Below are 21,819 nucleotides of genomic sequence, written 5' to 3'. Positions count from 1 at the left end.
ATGATCCTCACCTTCATGGTGCTCATCATGACCAGGCGGCTCACGCCGATGGTCGCCCTCATTCTCGTCCCCACGATTTTCGGTCTCTTTGCCGGCGCCGGTCTGGGTCTCGGCGACATGATCATCGAGTCGATCGGGGATCTCGCCCCGACGGCGGCGCTGCTCATGTTCGCGATCATGTTCTTCGGCATCATGATCGATGTCGGGCTGTTCGATCCCCTCATTCGGTTCATCACCCGCTTCCTCGGCAATGACCCGGCCAAGGTCGTTCTGGGCACGGCAATCCTGGCCGGCGCAGTGTCGCTCGACGGCGACGGTTCGACGACCTTCATCATCACCACCTCGGCGATGCTGCCGATCTACCTGCGGATGGGCATGAGCCCGGTCGTGCTCACCTGTGTTGCCGGCCTGATGAACGGCACTCTCAACATCGTGCCGTGGGGTGGCCCCACCGTGCGGGCCGCGTCGGCTCTCGGCGTGTCACCGACCGACATCTTCGTGCCGATGCTGCCCTCCCTCGCGACAGGGCTCATCATCGCGCTGGCGTTCGCCTGGTTCCTGGGGCTAGCCGAGCGCAAGCGCATCGGCTCGCTCGAGTACTCCCCCGCAGCGCAGGTGGATGCCGCACCGACGGCGTCACCGACCTTTTTGCGCGGTCTCTTCGGCGGCAACCGCTTCGTGCGCGGCACAGACGTGCGGCCCGGAGCGGCCGCAACACTAGATACCACGGGCATCCTGACGGTGCGACCGGGCCAGCGGATGCCGGCCGGCCGGGCGACCCTGGCCAAGCAGCTGACGATGGAGGACGAGCGCGACACGGCGATGGCTGACACCATGCTGAGCGCGGACCGCCCGACACTGCGGCCCAAGCTGATCTGGGTGAACTTCGCATTGACCGTCGCCGTCATGGTGCTGCTCGTGCTCGATGTTATGCCGCTGGCCTACATCTTCATGGTCGGCACCGGCGTGGCCCTGATGATCAACTTTCCCAAGCTCCGCAGCCAAGCCGACGAGATCGTCGCGCACGCCCCCAGCATCGTCGGCGTCGTCTCGATGGTGCTCGCCGCCGGCGTCCTGGTCGGTGTGCTGAACGGCACCGGAATGGTGACGGCCATGGCCGACTGGGTCGTGCAGGTCGTGCCGGCCTCGATGGGTGAGTACCTGGCGGTCATCACCGGAGTGCTCTCCATTCCGATGACCTTCTTCATGTCCAACGACGCGTTCTACTTCGGCATCCTCCCCGTGCTCGCCGAGAGCGCGGCGACCTACGGCATCGACCCGGTGGAGATGGCCCGCGCCTCGATCATCGGTCAGCCTGTTCACCTGCAGAGCCCGCTGGTGCCGGCCATCCTGCTGCTCGTCTCGCTCGCCAACGTCAACCTCGGCGACCACCACAAGAAGGTGCTCTGGCGAGCGTGTGTGGTGTCGCTGGTGATGCTGCTCGTCGGCGTGCTCGTCGGCGCAGTTCCGTTCGGCTAGGGGCCCCTCCGTGCGGCGGGCGGGCGTCGCGACAGGTCCATCGGCGTTGGAGCCGAACAGGTACGCGGCGCTGGCGGGCGAGGTGCAAGCCCCAGTGCTACTCGGCGGACTGGCCGTCGCGCCGCGACTCGGCCAATGCGAGATCGACGACGTGTACTGCGATTCCGGTCGCGGCGATCAGGGCAAGGGCTTCAGGGTCGGCACTTGTGTCAGTGACAAGATCGTTGATCTCGCTGAGATCGGCCATCTTCGCTAAGGTCACCACCCCCACCTTGGAACCGTCGGCAACAACTATCACGCGTTGAGCCTTGGCCACCATTGCGTGGTTTGTTCGCGCTTCGGTCTCGTCGTGTGTCGTTACCCCGCCGGCCGCACTGATGCCGTCGGTACCGAGTACAGCGGTCGCGACATTAATGGCATTGAAGGTGTATTCCGAGAGAGAGCCCACCGCCTCAAATGAACTCTGCCGAACGACCCCGCCCGTGATGATCACCTTGAGACGGGGGCGCGCGGCGCACTCCATGGCGATGGTGAGCGAATTGGTCACAATCGTCAGCTCGGTGCGGTTCCGCAGCGCGCGAGCGACCTCTGCAGTCGTTGTTCCACCACTAAGAGCGAGAGCATGCGGCCCGGTCGGAATCATCTCGACAGCCCGACGGGCAATGAGCTGCTTGGCCTCCCGGTACTGATTGTTTCGAAGCCTGACCGGGATTTCATTGCGAGCGTCCAGCGCCCGAGCTCCACCATGGGTGCGCACCAACAACCCTTGCTCATCTAATTCGGCGAGATCACGGCGCAGTGTTGCAGCGGATGTTCCCACCTCCGCGACGAGGCCCGCAAGCGTCATGTCTTTCTGCTCGTGCAGAAGCGACAGCACAACCCGCATGCGTTCGGAACGTTTGCTGGAGACGGCCCGGGGAACGGACTGGTATGAGCTGTGTTGAGACATGGCCGCCTTCGATTCGCGTCAATATGCGCAGTCTTTATGTTCACTTTAGCAGTATTTTGAGCAAAAACTGCGCGATTCGCGCAACAAAGCGCACTATGAGTCATGACAACGGTGAAGTCAACGAGCACGGAGGGTGTCATCCCGACACAGTCCGATCCGCTCCGCGGTGACGCCTGGAGGATTCCATGACGCTCGCCACGACCCGCGATCTCGTCGACCATGCTGTAGCCGGTGACCGCGCCGTCCTCGCCTTCAACGTCATCACGCTCGAGCATGCCGAGGCCATCGCTACCGGCATCCAACACGCCGGGAGCAGCGCGATACTGCAGGTGAGTGAGAACGCGATCTGGTTCCATGGCGGCAAGCTCTCCCCCATCATTGCGGCCTGCGCCAAGGTCGCCGCCGAGGCCTCTGTACCCATTTCGATTCATCTCGACCATTTCCAAGACCTTGCTCTGACCGAGCGCGCAATCGACATGGCTGCCGACCTTGGAGTGAGTTCGATCATGGTCGATGCCGCCCACCTCCCCTACCGCCAGAATGTGCAGCAGACCCGCGACCTGACCTGTCGAGCCCAGACTCGCGGCCTCTGGGTCGAAGCTGAACTCGGAGCAATCGGCGGAAAAGACGGGGCTCACTCGCCATTGGTTCGCACGAACCCGTCCGAGGCCCACGAGTTCGTTGCACAGACCGGCGTCGACGGGCTTGCCGTGGCTGTGGGCAGCTCACATGCGATGACCTCGCAGGATGCACGGATCGATCTGGCGCTCATAGCTGCTCTCGCCCTGAGCGTGCCGGCGCCCCTTGTCCTCCACGGATCTTCAGGGGTTGCAGATGAGACTCTCGTCGCCGCAATCGGCGCCGGGATACGAAAGATCAATGTGGGCACGGCATTGAACGTCGCCTTCACCCGCGAAGTGCGGCGCTTTCTAGACAAGAACCTCGAGGTCACCGATCCACGCAAGTACATCCGCGAGGGATCTGACTCGATGGCCCGCACCGTCACCCACCTCTGCAGGCTCGTCGACGCTGCATGCGTCCCCGCCCGCTGAGCGCCACCTCTCGATCTATCAACCAACACGCCAACCGAATCAGCCCACCGACACCCACTAAGCGGGCGCCGGCGGATGAATGCAAAGGAGCACCATGCAAAACCACCTGTGGAACACCGTGCAGAGGCACAAAGCCGGTGAGCCCGTCGGCATCTATTCGGTTTGCTCCGCACACCCGACTGTTCTCGAAGCCGCAATCCGCCAGGCCGACGTCGACGGCACCTATGTACTCATCGAAGCGACATCCAACCAGGTCGACCAATTCGGCGGGTACACCGGCATGCGCCCGTCCGACTTCCGTGAACTGGTCTACTCGATTGCCGACGAGACCGGCTTTGACAGAGACCGCGTCGTGCTCGGTGGAGATCACTTGGGCCCCAACCGTTGGCAAAAGCTGTCCGCCGAGGAGGCCATGATCAACGCCGAGACGTTGGTCGCCACATACGTCGAGGCCGGCTACACGAAGATCCATCTCGATTGCAGCATGTCCTGTGCCGGCGACCCTGTTCCCCTCGGCGACGATCTCGTCGCCGACCGAACGGCGCGGCTGCTCCGCGTGGCCGAGGACGCAATCGCGCGGGCCGGGCTCGCCACCGATGTGCTGTACGTCATCGGCACCGAAGTTCCCGTTCCCGGAGGTGCACACGAGACCTTGGGCGAGTTGACCGCGACCCCACCGGAGGCGGCCAAAATGACCCTTGACCGCCACCGCGCCGCGTTCGCAGAAGTGGGGCTGACGGATATCTGGCCCCGCATCGTCGCACTCGTTGTGCAACCGGCGGTCGAGTTCGACCACCTTCAGGTCATCGACTACCGTCGAGACGGCACCGCCCGACTGCGTACCGTGTTGAACGACGAACCCGGCCTGATCTTCGAAGCTCACTCAACCGACTACCAGGACCAAGACCGGCTCGCTGAGCTCGTCGAAGACCACTGGGCAATTCTCAAGGTCGGCCCTGGACTGACCTTCGCCATGCGCGAGGCACTTTTCGCTCTCGCCAAGATCGAGGACGAACTCCTCCCGGCGACCGAACGCTCCAACCTCATCGACGTCATCGACCGCCAGATGCTCGCCCATCCGGAGTATTGGCAGAGTTACTACGAGGGAACCGCCTCTGACCAACAAATCGCCCGCCGCTTCAGCTACAGCGACAGGATGCGCTACTACTGGCCCGATGCGTCGATCGAAGCGGCAACGAACGCTCTGTACCGAAACCTGTCGAAGCAGGACATCCCGCTGCCGCTGATCAGTCAGTTTTTGCCGGACCAGTACGCACGGGTCCGGGCGGGCAGCCTCGCCTCGGAACCGCGCGCCCTCGTCGTCGACAAGATCCGGGACGCGCTGCGCCCATACGCGTACGCCTGCTTCCCCGAGGTCCGAGAACACACCACCCCCACATCCACCACATCCAACGGAGCCCTCCTTGTCTAACCACACCACCGCCATCGGCCGAACGGGCCTTCCCGGGTCGTCGGCCACATTCCGCGAGATCGCCCAGCAACCGGATGTCTGGCGCGAAGCCTCCGAGAACGTCACCGCCCAGCGCGGAGACCTTGACGCCTTCCTGGCCCCGCTACTCGGCCGCTCCGATCTACGGATCGTGCTGACCGGCGCGGGATCATCCGCTTTCGTCGGCGACATCGCGGCCCCGGCCCTGGCCCGCCTGCTTAGCCGCCGAATTGAGGCGGTCGCCACGACGGATATCGTCTCCAATCCCAGGGAGTGTTTCGCCGAAGACGTTCCTACCCTCCTCGTCTCATTCGCTCGCTCGGGCAACAGCCCCGAGAGCAGCGCGGCCACGGTCCTGGCCGACCAAGTCCTCACGGATGTGAGTCACCTCGTCATCACCTGCGACGAAGCCGGCGACCTGTCTAGCCACCACAAGGGACGCGCTAAGTCAAAAGTCGTGCTCACGCCGCGACGCTCGAACGACGAGGGCTTCGCGATGACCTCGAGTTTCACCTCAATGCTGCTGACAAGCCTTCTCATCCTGGGCGGTTCAAATGACTCCGCCGTCGCCGCGCTCGCTGCCGCCGCAACCCGCATCATCGAGCACCGGCAGGAAGAGATCACCGCCCTGGCGGCATCCGGCTTCGAACGTGTCGTGTACATCGGCAGCGGCCCGCTGACCGGTCTGGCCCGCGAATCAGCGCTCAAGCTGCTCGAGCTGACGGCAGGACAAGTCGTCACCTACTACGACTCCGCCCTCGGCTTCCGGCACGGCCCGAAGGCCGTCCTGGACGACAGTACGCTTGCCCTGGTCTATGTGTCATCCGACCCGTACACCCGTCAGTACGACTGGGATATCGTCGCCGAACTGCGCAGAACCCTGAGCCCCGAGCGTGTCATCACCATCTCCTCGGAGCCGCTCCCCACCGTCGGTGGCCGCACTTGGCTGCTCGGGGATTTAGCGGGCGTCGACGACGCATTCCTCGCCGTGGGCTACATCGTCATCGCCCAACTCCTCGGCCTCGCCTTCTCGCTCGAACTGGGCGCTACACCCGACAACCCCTTCCCGCGCGGAGACGTCAACCGAGTCGTCCAGGGTGTCCACATCCACCCGCTGCAGGCCTCGACCAGCACAGCCTCGAAAGAGAGCTGACCGCCATGTCGCTCTTCCTAGGTGTTGATGGGGGCGGGTCCAAGACCGCCTTCGTCGTCCTCAACAGCTCCGGACAGATCGTCGCGGAGACTCAGTCGCCGAGCTGTTATTACTTCAGCGACGGGATCGACCTCGTCGGCCGCGTCCTCACCGACGGCATCGGCGCGATCAGCGCCCAGGCCGACATTAAGACGACGGACATTGACTACGCCTTTTTCGGCCTGCCGGGATACGGGGAGGTCAGCACCGATATCGCGCGCTTGGATGCCCTACCCCACGAGATCCTCGGCCACGGCCGTTACTCCTGTGACAACGACATGGTGTGCGGCTGGGCCGGTTCTCTCGGTGCCGTCGACGGCATCAACGTCATCAGCGGCACCGGTTCAATGACCTATGGCGAACGCGACGGCCGGGGCCACCGCGTCGGAGGCTGGAGCGAACTGTTCGGCGACGAAGGCTCTGCCTATTGGGTCGCGATCCGCGGGCTCAACGCCTACTCCCGAATGAGCGACGGCCGACTCCCTCGCGGGCCGCTGTACGACGTGGTGAAGAAACGGGTCGACGTGACCGGCGATCTCGATCTGATCGACGTTGTCGTCAACCGGTGGAAAGGCCAGCGAGGAGCCATCGCGGACCTCTCCAAGACCGTTGTCGAAGCCGCCGGCCTAGGCGACCCCGTTGCCGTGCAGATCATCACGGATGCCTGCACAGAACTGGCCACGATCGTCGACACAACACGCACCGAACTCGGATTCGCTGCTGAAGAAATCATCCCCGTGTCGTATTCGGGCGGCATGTTCACCGCCAGCGCCGTACGACAGGGCTTCGAACAGGCCCTCACCGTTCTGCACCCAAGCTACGAATTGCGCACTCCCCTGTTCGGCCCGGCCATCGGAGCCGCACTGTACGCCGCGAAGAAGGCCGGTACGCCCTTGTCCGACACCGCACTGGCCAACCTTCGATCGAACTAAGCACCCTTTACGTTTCCAACCGCTCCACCCGTTCCGCCCACATCAGATGTCAAAGAGGAGATCACAATGAAGAAAACGCAGAGTTGGATATTTTACGCAGCGCTCTTGGTGTTGTTCTGGGGAGTGTGGGGCGCGTTCTCCGCTCTACCCATCACCCTGTACGGATACCCCGATGAGATGGTCTACGTCATCTGGGCGGTCGTGATGATAATCCCCGCCGCATTCGCCCTCAGGGGCCAGAAAATCGACCGCCGCCCCAAAGCTGCCATGTATGGCCTGCTCATCGGATTAACCGGCGCCGGCGGGCAATTGTTGCTTTTCAACGCCCTCTCCTCGGGCCCTGCCTATCTGATCTTCCCGATCATCTCGATCTCTCCAGCCATCACCGTGCTCATGGCTATGGCCTTCCTGCGGGAACGCCTTCCCAAGGTCGCCGTCATCGGCCTCATCGCGGCACTCGCGGCGATTGTCCTCTTCAGCGTCTCGAGCGGTTCGGGCGGGGCGGACTCCGGGCCGTGGCTGATCATCGCGATCTTCGTCTCGATCGCGTGGGGCGTGCAGGCATTCTTCATGAGAAAAGCGGCGACGATCGGAGTGAACGATGCGACCACGTTCGCCTGGATGGCCATCAGCGGACTCGTTCTGACCCCTTTTGCAATCCTGTCCATGGGCGGACTCCCCATGGACGTTCCTTGGCAGGCTCCAGCACTTACCGCCGCAACTCAGCTCCTGAACGCGATTGGCGCCCTGTTCCTCGTGATGGCGCTCAGCCGCGGCAAGGCTTCCGTGGTGGCACCCACGACGAACGCCCTGGCTCCGGTCCTCACGATCGTCGTGTCACTCATCGTCTATCAGACACTGCCGTCGGTCTTCGGAACCATTGCGATTGTCCTCGCACTCCTCGGCTCGACGCTCATGGTCTACAGCGACGAGCGTCGCGGGGAGGCTCTCCTGAAGGCGAGTCCCGCGGCAAAAAAGACTCCTGAGCGAGCAAACGTGGCGGGCTAGCCACGCCACCTCGCTCACAGTCGGCAAGGCCCGCCTGGGCTGGATCTCCGCCATCAGAGATCAGCACGGGCGGGCTTTCGGCGTCAGACGTCGATCTCGATCGTGTACGAAACGACCTCGGTGACGCGCCCGTTGACGAAGCCGTGGAGGTAGCAGGACACCCCCACCGCAACGTCACCGCCAGACCCTCGGTGTAACGAGCGAGACACATTGGAACTCGGTGGTGACGTTCACGAGATCCACGGCGCTTCTTGAGCAGAGTTTCCTCCCCCGTCGCCTGCCCGCGCGTAGCATCCTCAGCATGAACGCGGCCAAGGACGACTCGACCACCCTCGACATCGATGGACGCGAGGTGCGGGTGAGTCATCCCGGCAAGCTCGTCTTCCCCGAGCCCGGGCTCACCAAGCTCGACCTCGTCAGCTACTACCTCGCGGTGGCCGGCGGCGCGCTGCGCGGTGCGGGCGACCGGCCCATGGTGCTGAAACGTTTCGTGAAGGGCATCGACCGGGAGGCGTTCTTCCAGAAGAGGGCGCCCGAGTCGCGTCCATCGTGGATCGAGACGACCACTCTGCACTACGCATCCGGCACCTCGGCGGAAGAGATCGTGGTGACGGATGCCGCCGCGCTGGCCTGGGTTATCAACCTCGGCTGCATCGACCTCAACCCGCACCCCGTTCGCGCATGGGACCTTGACCATCCCGACGAGCTGCGCGTGGACCTCGACCCCATGCCCGGTGTCGACTGGGCGCAGATCGTCGACGTCGCGTTCGCCGTGCGCGACGTACTCACCGACCACAGCCTCGTCGGCTGGCCGAAGACCAGCGGCTCACGCGGCCTGCACGTCAACGTGCGGATCGAACCCCGATGGGACTACCGCTCGGTGCGGCTCGCCGCGGAGGCTCTCGCTCGGGAGGTCGAGAACCGGGCACCGGGGCTGGCGAGCGCACACTGGTGGAAGGAGGAGCGCGGCGAGAGCGTGTTCGTCGACTTCAACCAGAACGCCAAGGACCGCACTGTCGCGTCCGCGTATTCGGTGCGCGCCCGTCCGGATGCCCGAGTTTCGACACCGCTCGGATGGGACGAGGTGCGCACCCGCCGCCCCGAGGAGTTCACGGTGCCGACCGTGCTGCAGCGATTCGCCGATCAGGGCGATGTCGCCGCCGGCATCGACAACGCCGCAGGCAGCCTCGATGCGCTGCTGGCTCTCGCCGAGCGGCTCGGGCCCGCCGAGAAGGCGCCGACAGCACCCGACGGATCCGGCCGCCGCCGCTCGAGTATGCCGCTCATTGAGATCGCTCGGGCGAAGACCAGGGAGGAAGCCATCGCTGGCCTTGACGCCTGGCGATCACGGCATCTGGAGGTCGTCGCGTTGCTCGAGCCCGCGGACGTGCTGGTCGACGGCATGCGCGGTGCGAGCTCACTCTGGTACCGGGTACGCATCAACCTCCAGCATGTACCAGAGGCACTCCGTCCCGACCAGGGATCCCTCGAAGTCGACTACGACCCGTGGGCCGGCCGCGGCTGAAAATGGCTGACCCTGGCCGGAACAGCGGGTAGATGCGACTTCTCGATCCAGGCTATTTCGCTCCCGAAACCGGGGGTGTCTTCACTCGATGCTCGCTGTGATCCTCAAGGTCTGGCTCGGCCCGCAGAGCGTCGGCGATCTCCTCCTCCGGACGCGGCGCGATGGTCTGGTCGGCCTCGAGCTCCGGGACGGAAGGCTCATCGGGGCTGGGAATGTGAGTCTTTTTGCCTCCCAGACCCGGCACCGACGTGACTTGCGTCATCCAGGCCGCGATCTGGTATTCGTCGAGGTCGTCCACGGACTCGAGCTCCACACCCCGCGTTGACTTGCCCATCCCCACCGGCGTCACCGGCGGTACCGGCTCGAGCGCCGCGCCATTGATGAACATGAGCTTCACATGGCCGGCGAAGCCGCCGGAGCTGAAGCACCAGCCGTCGCCGACGCCGTAGTACGCCATGCCCCACTTCACGGAGCGCTGGAGGTTGGGCAGCGTCGTGGCCGCCAGTGCGTCAACTGCTTCGGCGATGCCGCGCTGTGGCTGCGGCAAGCTGGCGATGTAAGCGAACACAGGTTTGTCGCCGACCGCCGCTTTGGCGGGGCTGGCCCGGCCTGTCATGGCATCCGGGAGTGTCCAGGCGGACTCGTCGTGTGCCGACGTGCCCCTCGCCGGTTGATCGTCGCTCGTGCCAGAGTCCTTACTGTCCATGGCGCGATGATAGTCCTCCCATCAACGGCCGTACCGACGAGCTCCCCGGCGGCCCGGACTGTTCGAAGGGAGGAAGATTGACGTTGTGAAGATTCTCTCGATTCAGTCGGCCGTCGCGCACGGCCACGTTGGCAACTCAGCGGCCGTGTTCCCCCTCCAGCGCATCGGGGTCGAAGTGCTCCCGGTCAACACAGTGAACTTCTCCAACCACACGGGGTATGGCGCGTGGCGCGGATCCCTCATCGCACCCGAGGATGTGCATGATGTGATCCTCGGCATCGAGGAACGTGGTGTGCTCCCCCAGATCGACGTGGTGCTCTCGGGATACCAAGGCGGCACCGGGATCGGCGACGTCATCGTGGATGCGGTGCAGCGGGTGAAAGCGGCGAACCCCTCGGCCATCTACGCGTGTGACCCCGTGATGGGCAACGCGAAGTCCGGGTGCTTCGTGGCGCCCGAGATCCCCCACCTACTGCGGGATCGTGTGGTCCCCGTGGCCGACATCATCACTCCGAACCAGTTCGAGTTGGGATTCCTCACCGGCACCGAGCCATCGACGATGGACTCGACCCTCGACTCCGTCGACCTCGCCCGGGCCATGGGACCGAGCACCGTGCTCGTGACGAGTGTGGAGCGGCCCGACCGCGAGGCCGGCACCATCGAGATGCTCGCAGTGGATGCTGCGGGCGCGTGGGTCGTGCAGACTCCCCATTTGCCTTTCAAAGCGAACGGATCGGGTGACGTCACCGCGGCACTCTTCTCGGCGCACTACCGCGCGACAGGTGATGCGGCTGTGGCGCTGGAACGCACCGCGTCCAGCGTGTTCGATCTCATCGAGCTGACGTATCAGTCGGGCGAGCGAGAATTGCAGCTCGTGCAGGCGCAAAGCTTCTACGCTCATCCGCGCATGCAGTTCTCCGCCCAGCGCGTGCGCTGACGAGGCACACGAGCAGGCTCTATCGCGGCGTGCGGATGCCGTCGCGGCGCTTGGTGGTCTGGCCGCCGGTCGGGTACACGCGGATCGGACCGGTGACGCTGAACTCGTCCTCCCAGCACTCAATGCCGGCCACGTCGGGAAAGAGCGCGCGGGTGAACACCGGGTCGCGGCCCTCTCGTCGTTGGCGGGTGTAGTCCTTGAGTAACCGGAACGCGATGCCGGAGAGCAGGCCGATGGCGATGAGATTCGTGAGTGCCATGAGTCCCATGACGCCGTCCGCGAAGTTCCAGATCAGGTCGGCGCCCGATACCGATCCCACGAGCACCGCGCCCACGACGAGCACCCGGTACGCGGTGAGCACCCCGCGCCGCTTGGTGATGAACTGGATGTTCGACTGGCCGTAGTAGTAATTGCCGAGGATCGAGGAGAACGCCAGCATGAAGATGATCACGCTCAGCGCGATGTTCGACCACGCGCCCAGAGTGCCCACCAGCGCGCCCTGAGTGAGACCGATCCCTCGTTCTGCTCCCGCCAGGTCGGGTACCGACACGAGGATGATGAACGCCGTGATGGAGCACACCAGGAAGGTATCGAAGTAGACCCCAAGGGTCTGCACGAGTCCCTGCTTCACAGGATGGGTGACCGCGGCACTCGCCGCCGCGTTCGGCGCAGACCCCAGGCCCGCCTCGTTGGAGAACATGCCGCGCTTGACACCGGTGAGGATGATGTACCCGAACGCGGCACCGACGACCTCGTTGAACCCCCACGCCGACGTGAAGATCTCGGCGAAGACCGGGCCGACTCGGTCGAGATGCAGAGCCACGACCACGAGGCCGAGCAGGAGGTACGCGAGCGCCATGATGGGCACGAGCACCTGGGTGACGTGGGCGATCCGCCTGACTCCGCCGAAGACGACGAGGCCGGTCAGTACCGCAATCCCCACGCCGATCGCCCACGGCAGCCAGGGCACATCCCCGTCGATGCTCGCGGTCACCGTCGCCGAGATCGTGTTGGCCTGCAACGAGCTGAACGCGAATGGGAAACAGACGATGAGGATGACCGCGAACCACACGCCCAGCCAGCGGGCCTTGAGTCCACGTTCCATGTAATAAGCGGGCCCACCGCGAAAGCCCTCGGCGTCCCGCACCTTGAAGAGTTGCGCCAGCGAGGACTCGATAAAACTCGACGCTCCCCCGACGAACGCCATCATCCACATCCAGAACACCGCCCCGGGTCCTCCGACCGCGATCGCCGTGCCGACACCGGCGATATTGCCGACTCCCACTCGCGACGCCGCCGAGATTGTGAAGGCCTGGAATGCCGAGATCGACTGCGGCTCACCCGCCGCCGTCTGAGGCGTCTTATCGGTCAGCGTACGGAACATCTCCGGAATGAGACGGAACTGCACCACCCCTGAGCGGACTGTGAAGTAGATCCCTAGACCCACAACAACCGGCAACACAATCCACGTCCACAGATTGTCGCCCCACGTCAGCAACCACTCATTCACAGAATCCACCTCGCAAGTATGACGAACAGGCCCCGCAAACGAAAACCCAGGTCCTACCCGGTGGTTCTGGTGTCTTAAGACTCGGAGGGCTCCATGGGCAGTTCGGCTCCGTAGTTCCACGACAAGATGGCGGGCTGCTCACGGTAGTAGCTGAGCACGGAGACCGATCCAGCATCCAGCGTGATTTGAGCACCGAATCGAGGGGCCAATCTCAGGTACACGGCGGTCAGGATGCGCAGGAAGTGGCCGTGCGCGATCAGGGCGACATCTCCCTCCACCATCGCAGGCAGCACCCGCGTGAGCACCCGCGATGCGCGGGCGGCGACCTCCTCGACCGTCTCACCGGGCGTGTCACCACGAATCACACCGTGGGTGAATGCGCTCCAGTTGTAGCCGAGCTCGCTGCGGATGTCGCGCGTCGTGCGCCCCTCATACCCGCCGTAGTCCCATTCGACGAGAAGCGGATCGACATCGGCATGCAGGCCTGCGAGCTCGGCAGTGCGTCGTGCACGCTGCAGCGGCGACGTCAGCACGAGCGAGAAATCGTAGTCGGCCACCAACCTGCCCGCGCCGCGGGCAAGTTCCTCTCCCCGGGCCGTGAGCGGAACATCCGTGAGCCCAGTGTGTTTGCCGCTCTTCGACCACTCCGTTTCCCCGTGGCGCAAGAGAATCAGCTTCCCGGACGGGTTATCCGGAGCGGGGTGGTCGGGCAGCGGATCGATTGTAGACATACGGCCACAGTAGTATCGCTCCCCGGATTTGATGCCGAGCTGGTGCGTGACGACTTGGGACAAGCGGTTCAAGGGCTCAAGCAGGAGCCCGGCGCCTAGCTCGGGGGCGTGAGGGGTGCAGCCCGGAGCCAAGCACGAAGGCGTCCGCGGGCGTTCATATAGGGCGAGGATGAGTTCAGCGAAATCATGCGTCCCATGGTCCATTTGCCGTACCACTGGCGCCCGTACAGGTCGGCGTCGGTGTAGTCCTCGATGAGTGCCAGGAGATTGTCCTTGGCACCGACCAGGTGGGCCCTGAGCTCGTCCCACGTCTCGTCGCGGTAGGCGTCGTAGTAGCGCTGGGCGAGCAAGCCAAGCTCGTTCCATTTAATGCCGGCGGCGGGCATTTCATCGGGTAGCCCGGCTGCGCGGCGTGCGTGCCAAGTGGCGACCTGCTCGTTCCAGCCGATCAGGTAGGAAACCAGTTCAGCAGGACTCATCATCGGGTTTTTCGCATGCCCCGGAAGGACCTGGTCGTAGACGAGCGACGGTGGGACCCGATCGAGATCGGATTCGAGCTGGGCGAACGTGGTGCCGATCGCGGCCACAAGATCTGCCTTGGAGCTCGGGACGGCCATGGATTCCCTCTCGCAGATACGCCTGTGGTCAGACGGTAAAGAGTTGCAACTGCACTCTTTCACGAGAATTCGCCGTGGCGAGAGGGTCTAAGGACCCGCTGCGTGCCGACTTGACCGCCTCGGCAGCGTCTAACTGCGCCGCACGGCGATCGAGTTGGCCATGCCCCACACGATGCACAAGGCGACCACCTGTGCGGCGGCCAGTGCAACCAGCTGGTTGAAAACCAGGGCCAGCACAAACTCAAGGAAGGAGAGCATCAAGGCAGCGGCACCGACAGCGGCAAACCCTTGCTTGGCCAGGAGGCGGTCTCGTTCGTCTCGGTACTCGATGGCGTTCAGCCGGGTGATGTCGCGAGAGTCCGGGCGGCGCGCGTAAAGCGCAGCACCGAGGCCCGCGGCACCGCCGGCGACGAAGACAAACGCGGCGAACCAGTTGTGTGTGAGAGCGGTCGCGATCGCGCCAGCCAAGAGCGTGCCGGCCAAGGCGATACTGACGGTCGAGATGGGCAAGCGCTTAGTGGGATTCAATGTGGAACACTTCCTCAACGGTGGACTCGAAGAAACGGGCTACGCGAACGGCAAGACTTAGCGACGGATCGTAACGCCCTGTTTCGATGGCGTTGATGGTCTGACGAGAAACCCCCAAGGCTTCGCCAAGGGCGGCCTGGGAGAGGCCAGCGGCTTGACGCCTTGCTCTTACCTGGGATTCCATATGACAAGCGTGCTTTACAATCCGGCTCGTGTCAAGCGGGCTTGTCATATGTCCCCCATTCGATGCCGCAGCCCGTCATAGACGATGGGCTTACCGGCGTCCGCGTCCCCGCCAAGGGCGCAAGGCGTTAGCCTGCCATCAGTGATACTTACTTCCTCTCTGTGACCCAGAGACCTTTCAGCGACACCAGCTCGCTCCTCGAACGAGGGACGGTGATTTCGTGCGCCCGGAAGGGGAGCTCCTTGCGGAGTTCCCCTGCACCCTGGCCCCCTCTCGAAACCACCTTAGAAAGACCGTTCACTCATGACGTCCACCGACTCTTCCGACGCGAGCACTGACGACCGCTCAACCCTCCGCGCGAACTGCGCTGACTGCTTCGCACTCTGCTGCACAGCTTTCGGCTTTCAAAGGTCGGCCGACTTTCCGATCAACAAGCCGGCGGGCACCCCGTGCCTGAATTTGGCAGACGATTTTTCCTGCTCCATCCACCACTCCTTGCGAGCACGGGGCTTTCGCGGGTGCACCGTATTCGATTGCTTCGGTGCGGGCCAATACGTGTCGCAGAAGCTGTTTGACGGAACAAGCTGGAGGGAACGCCCCGACACGAGCGCCGAGATGTTCAGTACTTTTGCCGTCGTCCGGCAGCTGCACGAGATGCTCTGGTACCTCGCCGAAGCCGCCGAACGGGCAACCGCCTCGGAGCTCTCAGGGCCGGTGGCCCAATTTCTACGCGAAATCCTGCGAGCCCTGGACGGCGATGCGTCAGAGATACTCGCGACTGATGTCGAGCGTATTCGCTTAGAGGTCCGGCAAACGTTGATCGATGTGAGCGAGGAGGCGCGCGGCGGCTATGCCGCTGGTGCCGAAGCCGACCTGAGCGACGACCTGCATCCGTCAGCGGACCTGGTCGGCCGCGACTTGCGATCGATTCGTCTGTGCGGAGCTGATCTCCGCGGTGCCTACCTCATCGCCGCGGATCTTCGACGAGGCGATCTGGCGGGGGTCGACTTGCTCGGTGCAGATTTGCGGGACGCGCGGCTCGAGGGTGCGGATCTATCGGGTGCTCTGTTTCTCACACAATTACAAGTCGATGCAGCTCAGGGCGACGACACAACCGTCCTGCCGGCTGCCCTCAGTCGGCCGCGGCACTGGCTCGCCTAGGCGCTCGGGCGTATTGCGCCTCTAAGAAGTGGGGCGGGCGACATAGGATCGACGGCATGACCCGTGTCATCTTCATGTGTGGCCCGGCTGGGTCGGGCAAGTCCACGGTTGCTCGCCAACTAGAGTCCGGCGGCATGTCACGGCTGTCCTTCGACGAGGAGGCTTGGCGCCTGGGGATTCGTTCCCAACCCTTGGCCGAAGATGTCAGGCGCGAGATCGAGAGCCACCTGGTGCAGAAGCTTCTCGACCTCGTGAGCACCCACTCAGATGTGGTGCTGGACTATTCCTTTTGGTCACGGCGCATGCGCGAGGAATACCGTGCCATCATCCGTCCGTTGGGTATCGAGCCGGAGACGTTCTATCTCGCGACGCCACGAAGTGTGGTCCTGGCTCGTATCTGTGCTCGAGCGGGACAAGAAGCGAATGACGTTCAGCTGCCCGATCATTTGGCGGCCGCCTACTTCGATAACTTCGAGATCCCCACCCCTGATGAGGGCCCCTTGACCGTCATCACATACGCACGATGCCTTCACCCGGATGGCGGTTGAGGACCCGTGTTGGAGTTCCAAACTAGCCCGCAGGCCCGTCCCTCTACGTCGACCGCGACATCGCTCACGTCAGAGTTAGGCCGAGTTTTTCAGAGTAGGTGTTGTCGAATATCGGCACGGTTGGGGAGTTATGTTTCGAGTCGAGCCGTGGTTTAGCCCGTACCTGGGTGTGATGCAGTAGATCGTGGTTGACCACGAGCGGGATGTGTCGTTGTACCGTGCCGCGAAAATGGGGCGCATACCCGGTGACGGGTTCATTCTGACTTGGGGCGATCGTCAGATCCCGTCGAATCGCTCTCTTCGCAAGTGACTGACCCCGTGGGTGGCGAGTCATATTACTCGGTCAAGTTCACGGCTTTCGGTGTCAGCGCGGCGGTCGAATTGCGCACGAAGGTGAAGTCGTACAGGTTCGGCAGCGATGAGGAACTGGCGACGGCGAGGCGGCTCGCTGCGGAAGCGTTGGAGGTCTACGGGTCAAGCTACAACGGCTTGACATACCCCGATGGGGAGAACCGGGTTGAGCTCATGGGGTCGAGTTGCGGCTGAGCGATTTTGGCATCGAGGGTGCGTCCGCGTGAGCCACGTGATTGATCGAGGGGATAAGTAATTGCAAACTTTGGTTGGTGGACACAATTGAGCAGCTCAAACAGCTGATCACTCCCGACCCTTCCCTTCTTCTTAAACAACTCGAAGATGATCTCAGACGCACCTTGCACGAGACAGGCGCGACTCGCATGAACCTTTCACGAAAATGATCCAGAAACAGAAAATCGCTCCCGAGATTCCTCAGGAGAGACTTCTTTTGTTACGACCGGACCGTTTCGTGAAGAGTCTCGCGAACGGCCCTTTGGTCGGGCTGACAGGATCTGAACCTGTGACCCCCCGAAGGTTCTGGCCTAAATTTGGTCGTTACCGGATGTCCCCGAAAACCCGCGAATTCCCTTGTTTCAAATGAAAGGAGCGCGGCGCGGGCAACAGCCCGCGCCGCTCTTAGGTCAGGATGGCACTGTCCATCGCTGCGTCCAGAGTCCGTTGCAGTCGTAGATCTGCAGATCGGTACCGTCCGCGAGGTTGCCCTGCGGCAGGTCAAGACATCTGCCTGACTGCGGATTGCGGAAGCTTCCGTTCGTCTGTGGGATCCACTGCTGCGCTCCAGCTCCGGCGATGCAATCCCAGGTCTGTACCGGGCTGAAGTTCGCGGTTCCGTTGTTGGTTACGTCGAGGCATTTCCCGAAGGCGCGAATCGTACCGTCAGCGCTGACGGACCAGCGTTGCCCGGTGGCGACGCCGCAGGTGTACAGCTGCACGGCACGCCCGGCATCGGCGGTGTTAGTGTCGACGTCGACGCATTTTCCGCCGGGGCCGCTGATTGCACCCGTCGGGCCGGGTAGTGCGCCGATACCCACCTTGAGCTCGCATTGCGTGGTGCCTTGTCGAAGTGTTGCGGCGAAGTAAACGAAGCTGGTGCCGTTTTCGCGCGGGATTGCGGGTGTCGAGTAACCAGGACATGCGGGCACACCAGCGGCATAACCGCCGGTGGGATTAACAGTCACAGGCGCTTCCAGCTCGGTCCAAGGGCCGGCCCCAAGGTTAGTGTTCTGGAAGAGTACCGACCCCGACTCCGCTAAGACGGTCTTGTTCCCCGTCGGGCCCGAGACGACTCGCTGCCCGGAGATGAGTATGGTGCCGTTGGCCCCACCGCCTGATATCCACGAGATGTAAGGGGTGTGTAGGAGTTCGCGTCCGTCCGAGGTGGTCACCAGTGTGCCTGGCGTGTCGAGCGGACCCCAGTTCAGCCCGTCGGCGCTGAACTTGATGTACACCTCACACGCATGGTCGGCGTTCGTGGCGTCGCGGCACATCTCGTAGGACATCACGAACTGACCATTGGGCAATTCTGCGAATGTTTGCATGCCCGGGCGTCGCAGGTTGTCGCTCGGGAATGCGACATCCTGTGTGATTGTCCCGCTCCATGAGACACCGCCGTTGGTGGAAGTGTAGTGCCCGATGATCTGGTTGCTCGTGGCTGAGTTTGCGGGGCGTTCGTCAGAAATGAAACAAGCAAGAGTGTTGTCGTCGGCTACGAGGAAAGTCGGCTCCCAAATACCGTGACCCCAGCTGTTGGGCAACCCGAATGTCTGGGTGCAGTTGGACAGGTACTGCCAAGTCAGACCTTTGTCGGTGCTTTTGAACACCTCGACCTTCTGGGTCGTGTAGTTGCCGACGCTCCAGGAGGTACCGGCTGCAAGAATGTCGCCCTGGTTCAGCCCTGGAATCGTTCTCGGCACCTCGAACAGGGTGGGTGCTTCAATGTCCCAGCCGGGAGTGTTGGAGGAAATCGTGGAGACTTGGCTCCAGCTCGTCCCGCCGTTGGTGCTCCGATAGATGGGGAGAGTGCCGGGTGCGTTATGTCCGCTCTTCGCGAACGTCGCGAGTAGAGTCTGCGCGCTGGAAGACCCATCATTGTCGATGCGAATCGCGCGGGGATATCCGGCGGTGCCGCTGGGGTAGGTCGCGAGGTTAGGCGAGTAGAGAACCTGGCCGGGCTGGGCGGCAGTCGCGGGTGCGACTGGGCTAGCGAGCGAACCTATCAAGAGGAAACAGCTGAAGAGCGCGGCGAGGAGCCAGCGTGCTCGCGGTCGGTCGTGTTGGCGGGCGGACGGCGTCATCGTGATCCTTTGCTTGAGCTACGCGCCAACGCACGCCCAACAATGCCCGGAAATTGCCAACGTTGCAAGCGCTCAGCGAAATTCCCTATCGCTCGATGCTTGCGGTACTCTCCCGGATGCGAAGAGTGTGCGGCGCGACGATTTGCCGCGGTCGAAGGTCCGGCGTTTCGATTCGGGCGGTTACGCGCGCGATCGCCTGCTCGGCAATGAAGGACGTATCGAGAGAGATAGTGCTCAACGAGGGTCGAGAGAACCGGCCTTCCTCGATATTGTCGATCCCGATGATGGCCACGTCTTGCGGCACGCTAAGGCCGGCGTCGAAGACGGCGCGCATCGCGCCCATCGCCAGGAGATCGGAAAAGCAGAATATGGCATCGGGGCGCACATCCAGTGCGAGAAGTTCCACGGCGGCGCCGTAACCGTCAGCACGGCTGTAGTGCGCTGCGGGTCGCGCGTACCGCTGCTCGGGCTCGATCCCAACCTCGCGCAGGGCCAACTCGTACCCTACGGTGCGCTGCTGCGGGGTCGCGTACTCTTCTAGCGGCTGCGCGCCGATCGCGGCGACCCGCGTGCGGCCAGTATCAAGCAGATGGCGCACGGCATCGTAAGCGGCCCGCACGTTGTCGATCGCGACGTGGTCGTACCGGCCGTCGAACTCATGCTCGCCCAGCAATACCAGAGGCATCTGCGTCGGTGAGTTCATCTCGAGCAATTCCGCCTTGGTCACGAGCGGGCTGAACAGGATGCCGTCGAAGAGCATCGTTCGGTCATTGCCAGTAAGCAGATCGCGCTCGTGGTCGTGGTCGTGTCCGGTCTGGTCGATCATCACCCGGTAGCCGACCTCAGCCGCAGCGTCGATAACGTCACGGGCGAGAGCGCTGAAGTAGGGAACATCGATCTCAGGAACGACAAAGGCCAGCATCCCAGTACGGCCGGTGCGTAGGGTCCTCGCGACGGGATTGGGTCGGTAGCCCAGCTCGTCAATGGCTTGGAGGACGTGTTTGCGCATCCGCTCACTTACGTGGGTGTAACCACTGACGACATTGGAAACGGTGCGCATCGACACCTGCGCATATTCGGCAACATCACGAAGTGTCGCTGGCATGTGTTTGCTCCCTCCGACGTTCGTAACGATTCTACTGTTTGCAACGATAGCAAAGTTGCGCTACGGTTTGCATACGTTGGCAAACGCAGACGTTCCGACCGGCGAGAATGAAGCCGCCCAGGGAACCCGTCACAAAGGAGTGTCACTTGCAACAGCATCAGCCCCGACGCCCAGCCCCCATCAGGCGCGTCCTTGTCCTTGGCCTCGCGGCCAGCCTCGTCCTCGGCGTCACCGCCTGCGGACCCAGCATCAACGAGCCATCCGCAGATGCGGACGGCGCCCGACTTCAAGCTCCCTCCGACAAATCCCCGTCAGGTGAGATCACGATCTGGGACCGGTCCGGCGACCTGTTTGAAGTATTCGACGCCGCGATCGCCGATTTCAACGAGGTCTACCCCGACATCACGGTGAACCACGAAGCAGTCGACATTGACGCAAAACTTCAAAACACCCTCATCACCGGCACCGATGTGCCCGATGGTGTCTTCCTCGACGATGCGAAGGTCGCCGGTCTCGCCGACTCGCTGTGGGATGTCAGCGACGTTCTCGCACCCTACGTCGATGACATCGCCGAGCAGAAGATCGACGTCAACTCGATCAATGGAGGTGTCTACGGCGTCCCCTACGACTCCAACCCCGGCCTGCTCTACTACAACGCCGCGGCGCTTGAAGCCGCCGGCGTCGACCCCACTCAGATCGAGACCTATGACGACCTACTCGAAGCAGCCCGCGAATACCAGGCCGCAGTGCCTGGCTCGCAGCCGATCCACCTCGAGCAGTCGGCGTACCTCGGGCAGTTGCAGCTGGAGATGTACGCCAGCCAGCTCGGAACGAGCGTCGCCGATGCCGAAGGCGAGCTTCGCCTGGACTCCCCGGAGTACGAGCAGATTTTGACATTTCTCGACACGGTCCAGAAAGACGGACTCGGGACTCGTGCGGAATACCTCAACCCCACCGACATCGCCCAGCTCGAATCCGGCAGCCAGGTGTTCTATCCTTGGGCGATTTGGTTCAGCTTCGCCACCCAGCAGCTTCTCCCCGAAACCGCGGGTGATTGGCGTGCCATGCCGTTGCCCGCTTGGGAAGATGGCGGAGCACAGAGCGGCGCCATGGGAGGATCCTCCTTCGTCCTTCCCCGTGACGGTGAGAACTCTGAACTGGCGTGGCTCTTCTACGAGTTCCTCATGTTCGATGAAGCGGGATACACCGCTGTCTGGGGGCCAAACGACGTGTACCCGGCCGGACTGAACACCTCCATTCCGAGCTACGGACCCGCCGCAGATCCGGCCGCTCCACTCTTCGGACCGGTGCCTGAGCTCGGAAACCAGGACCTCTGGGCAGTCGCCACCGCGGCCAGCTCCGAGATTCCTCCAGCCGTGCCCACGCCGTCGTGGTGGGCGGGAGCCGTCGACTATCTCGGGAACAACCTGCAGCGGATGCTCGACGGAGAAATGACACCGCAGGAGGTCCTCAAGACCTCGTCCACTGACATCACGTCAAACCTCATCGACCGGCAGTAGAGACAGAGCACCCATG

General features: G+C 63.3%; 21 protein-coding genes. 12 read left to right on the top strand and 9 right to left on the bottom strand.

The genetic code is table 11. From position 1 onward, the window contains the following. The gene (locus tag E3O57_RS02585) at positions 1–1,479 is read left to right on the top strand and encodes a CitMHS family transporter (RefSeq protein ID WP_103479188.1); all 1,479 of its coding nucleotides are present in this window, start codon (positions 1–3) and stop codon (positions 1,477–1,479) included. A 97-nt stretch (positions 1,480–1,576) separates the two neighbouring features. On the opposite strand, the gene E3O57_RS02580 is transcribed toward E3O57_RS02585, so the two are convergent. Further along, positions 1,577–2,365 carry a DeoR/GlpR family DNA-binding transcription regulator gene (locus E3O57_RS02580; protein WP_241990276.1) on the bottom strand — a complete coding sequence of 263 codons (789 nt, stop codon included), beginning with the start codon at positions 2,363–2,365 and terminating at the stop codon, positions 1,577–1,579. 248 nt (positions 2,366–2,613) lie between these two features. On the opposite strand from E3O57_RS02580, the gene E3O57_RS02575 reads away from it, so the two are divergent. From E3O57_RS02575 to ligD, 6 genes are all read left to right on the top strand, one after another. Further along, positions 2,614–3,480 carry a class II fructose-bisphosphate aldolase gene (locus E3O57_RS02575; protein ID WP_103479030.1) on the top strand — a complete coding sequence of 289 codons (867 nt, stop codon included), beginning with the start codon at positions 2,614–2,616 and terminating at the stop codon, positions 3,478–3,480. A 94-nt stretch (positions 3,481–3,574) separates the two neighbouring features. Then, a complete protein-coding gene (locus E3O57_RS02570; protein ID WP_103479029.1) occupies positions 3,575–4,912 on the top strand; it encodes a D-tagatose-bisphosphate aldolase, class II, non-catalytic subunit in 1,338 nt (445 codons plus the stop codon). After that, entirely contained in the window at positions 4,905–6,083 is a 1,179-nt protein-coding gene (locus tag E3O57_RS02565) for an SIS domain-containing protein (protein ID WP_165787905.1), read from the top strand. Before E3O57_RS02570 ends, E3O57_RS02565 begins: the two co-directional genes overlap by 8 nt. Positions 6,084–6,088: 5 nt before the next feature. Next, on the top strand, positions 6,089–7,054 hold the full coding sequence (locus E3O57_RS02560) for an N-acetylglucosamine kinase (RefSeq protein WP_103479028.1): 966 nt from the start codon (positions 6,089–6,091) through the stop codon (positions 7,052–7,054). A 66-nt stretch (positions 7,055–7,120) separates the two neighbouring features. Continuing rightward, positions 7,121–8,062 (top strand): DMT family transporter, encoded by a 942-nt coding sequence (locus tag E3O57_RS02555; protein ID WP_103479027.1) that lies wholly within the window; start codon positions 7,121–7,123, stop codon positions 8,060–8,062. A gap of 301 nt (positions 8,063–8,363) precedes the next feature. Further along, positions 8,364–9,587, top strand: a complete 1,224-nt coding sequence (gene ligD, locus E3O57_RS02550) for a non-homologous end-joining DNA ligase (protein WP_103479186.1) — start codon at positions 8,364–8,366, stop codon at positions 9,585–9,587. Between the two features lie 52 nt (positions 9,588–9,639). Here the strand turns inward: ligD and E3O57_RS02545 are convergent, their stop codons facing one another. Beyond that, a complete protein-coding gene (locus E3O57_RS02545; protein ID WP_165787904.1) occupies positions 9,640–10,293 on the bottom strand; it encodes a DUF1801 domain-containing protein in 654 nt (217 codons plus the stop codon). A gap of 85 nt (positions 10,294–10,378) precedes the next feature. Here E3O57_RS02545 and pdxY point away from each other — a divergent pair, with 85 nt between their 5' ends. Then, on the top strand, positions 10,379–11,230 hold the full coding sequence (gene pdxY / locus E3O57_RS02540; RefSeq protein ID WP_103461089.1) for a pyridoxal kinase PdxY: 852 nt from the start codon (positions 10,379–10,381) through the stop codon (positions 11,228–11,230). Between the two features lie 19 nt (positions 11,231–11,249). Here pdxY and E3O57_RS02535 read toward each other — a convergent pair whose 3' ends face one another. The 5 genes from E3O57_RS02535 to E3O57_RS02515 all read right to left on the bottom strand — a co-directional run bounded on the left by E3O57_RS02535 (position 11,250) and on the right by E3O57_RS02515 (position 14,800). After that, on the bottom strand, positions 11,250–12,740 hold the full coding sequence (locus tag E3O57_RS02535) for an alanine/glycine:cation symporter family protein (RefSeq protein ID WP_370289753.1): 1,491 nt from the start codon (positions 12,738–12,740) through the stop codon (positions 11,250–11,252). A 74-nt stretch (positions 12,741–12,814) separates the two neighbouring features. Continuing rightward, on the bottom strand, positions 12,815–13,471 hold the full coding sequence (locus tag E3O57_RS02530) for a histidine phosphatase family protein (RefSeq protein ID WP_103479024.1): 657 nt from the start codon (positions 13,469–13,471) through the stop codon (positions 12,815–12,817). Between the two features lie 95 nt (positions 13,472–13,566). Beyond that, positions 13,567–14,088, bottom strand: a complete 522-nt coding sequence (locus E3O57_RS02525; RefSeq protein ID WP_103479023.1) for a ClbS/DfsB family four-helix bundle protein — start codon at positions 14,086–14,088, stop codon at positions 13,567–13,569. Positions 14,089–14,217: 129 nt separating this feature from the next. After that, positions 14,218–14,598 (bottom strand): hypothetical protein, encoded by a 381-nt coding sequence (locus E3O57_RS02520; protein WP_103479022.1) that lies wholly within the window; start codon positions 14,596–14,598, stop codon positions 14,218–14,220. Positions 14,599–14,602: 4 nt separating this feature from the next. Further along, the gene (locus E3O57_RS02515) at positions 14,603–14,800 is read right to left on the bottom strand and encodes a helix-turn-helix transcriptional regulator (protein ID WP_088457937.1); all 198 of its coding nucleotides are present in this window, start codon (positions 14,798–14,800) and stop codon (positions 14,603–14,605) included. Positions 14,801–15,103: 303 nt separating this feature from the next. On the opposite strand from E3O57_RS02515, the gene E3O57_RS02510 reads away from it, so the two are divergent. From E3O57_RS02510 to E3O57_RS02500, 3 genes are all read left to right on the top strand, one after another. Further along, a complete protein-coding gene (locus E3O57_RS02510; protein ID WP_103479021.1) occupies positions 15,104–15,961 on the top strand; it encodes a pentapeptide repeat-containing protein in 858 nt (285 codons plus the stop codon). Positions 15,962–16,017: 56 nt separating this feature from the next. Further along, a complete protein-coding gene (locus E3O57_RS02505; RefSeq protein WP_198416787.1) occupies positions 16,018–16,509 on the top strand; it encodes an ATP-binding protein in 492 nt (163 codons plus the stop codon). A gap of 306 nt (positions 16,510–16,815) precedes the next feature. Further along, positions 16,816–17,055, top strand: coding sequence for a hypothetical protein (locus E3O57_RS02500; RefSeq protein ID WP_103479020.1), 240 nt, complete (start codon positions 16,816–16,818; stop codon positions 17,053–17,055). 449 nt (positions 17,056–17,504) lie between these two features. Here E3O57_RS02500 and E3O57_RS19055 read toward each other — a convergent pair whose 3' ends face one another. Together E3O57_RS19055 and E3O57_RS02490 are read right to left on the bottom strand one after the other, a co-directional pair. Then, positions 17,505–19,178 carry a sialidase family protein gene (locus E3O57_RS19055; RefSeq protein ID WP_103479019.1) on the bottom strand — a complete coding sequence of 558 codons (1,674 nt, stop codon included), beginning with the start codon at positions 19,176–19,178 and terminating at the stop codon, positions 17,505–17,507. A gap of 85 nt (positions 19,179–19,263) precedes the next feature. After that, on the bottom strand, positions 19,264–20,283 hold the full coding sequence (locus E3O57_RS02490; protein WP_103461097.1) for a LacI family DNA-binding transcriptional regulator: 1,020 nt from the start codon (positions 20,281–20,283) through the stop codon (positions 19,264–19,266). Positions 20,284–20,429: 146 nt separating this feature from the next. On the opposite strand from E3O57_RS02490, the gene E3O57_RS02485 reads away from it, so the two are divergent. Beyond that, entirely contained in the window at positions 20,430–21,803 is a 1,374-nt protein-coding gene (locus E3O57_RS02485; protein WP_241990274.1) for an ABC transporter substrate-binding protein, read from the top strand. Positions 21,804–21,819: the final 16 nt, after the last annotated feature.

The sequence above is a fragment of the Cryobacterium sp. TMN-39-2 genome (genome assembly GCF_004402745.1).
Taxonomy (GTDB): Bacteria; Actinomycetota; Actinomycetes; order Actinomycetales; family Microbacteriaceae; genus Cryobacterium; species Cryobacterium zongtaii.
The sequence above is the reverse complement of the archived record's forward strand: the minus strand, read 5'-3'. Positions and strand labels throughout refer to the sequence as shown.

Coding starts and splice junctions, on each gene's coding strand:
- E3O57_RS02585 (WP_103479188.1), top strand. CDS start 1: ATGATCCTCACCTTCATGGTGCTCATCATGACCAGGCGGCTCACGCCG.
- E3O57_RS19055 (WP_103479019.1), bottom strand. CDS start 19,178: ATGACGCCGTCCGCCCGCCAACACGACCGACCGCGAGCACGCTGGCTC.
- E3O57_RS02505 (WP_198416787.1), top strand. CDS start 16,018: ATGACCCGTGTCATCTTCATGTGTGGCCCGGCTGGGTCGGGCAAGTCC.
- E3O57_RS02525 (WP_103479023.1), bottom strand. CDS start 14,088: ATGGCCGTCCCGAGCTCCAAGGCAGATCTTGTGGCCGCGATCGGCACC.
- E3O57_RS02575 (WP_103479030.1), top strand. CDS start 2,614: ATGACGCTCGCCACGACCCGCGATCTCGTCGACCATGCTGTAGCCGGT.
- E3O57_RS02530 (WP_103479024.1), bottom strand. CDS start 13,471: ATGTCTACAATCGATCCGCTGCCCGACCACCCCGCTCCGGATAACCCG.
- E3O57_RS02545 (WP_165787904.1), bottom strand. CDS start 10,293: ATGGACAGTAAGGACTCTGGCACGAGCGACGATCAACCGGCGAGGGGC.
- E3O57_RS02490 (WP_103461097.1), bottom strand. CDS start 20,283: ATGCCAGCGACACTTCGTGATGTTGCCGAATATGCGCAGGTGTCGATG.
- E3O57_RS02510 (WP_103479021.1), top strand. CDS start 15,104: ATGACGTCCACCGACTCTTCCGACGCGAGCACTGACGACCGCTCAACC.
- E3O57_RS02580 (WP_241990276.1), bottom strand. CDS start 2,365: ATGCGGGTTGTGCTGTCGCTTCTGCACGAGCAGAAAGACATGACGCTT.
- E3O57_RS02515 (WP_088457937.1), bottom strand. CDS start 14,800: ATGGAATCCCAGGTAAGAGCAAGGCGTCAAGCCGCTGGCCTCTCCCAG.
- E3O57_RS02560 (WP_103479028.1), top strand. CDS start 6,089: ATGTCGCTCTTCCTAGGTGTTGATGGGGGCGGGTCCAAGACCGCCTTC.
- E3O57_RS02555 (WP_103479027.1), top strand. CDS start 7,121: ATGAAGAAAACGCAGAGTTGGATATTTTACGCAGCGCTCTTGGTGTTG.
- ligD (WP_103479186.1), top strand. CDS start 8,364: ATGAACGCGGCCAAGGACGACTCGACCACCCTCGACATCGATGGACGC.
- E3O57_RS02570 (WP_103479029.1), top strand. CDS start 3,575: ATGCAAAACCACCTGTGGAACACCGTGCAGAGGCACAAAGCCGGTGAG.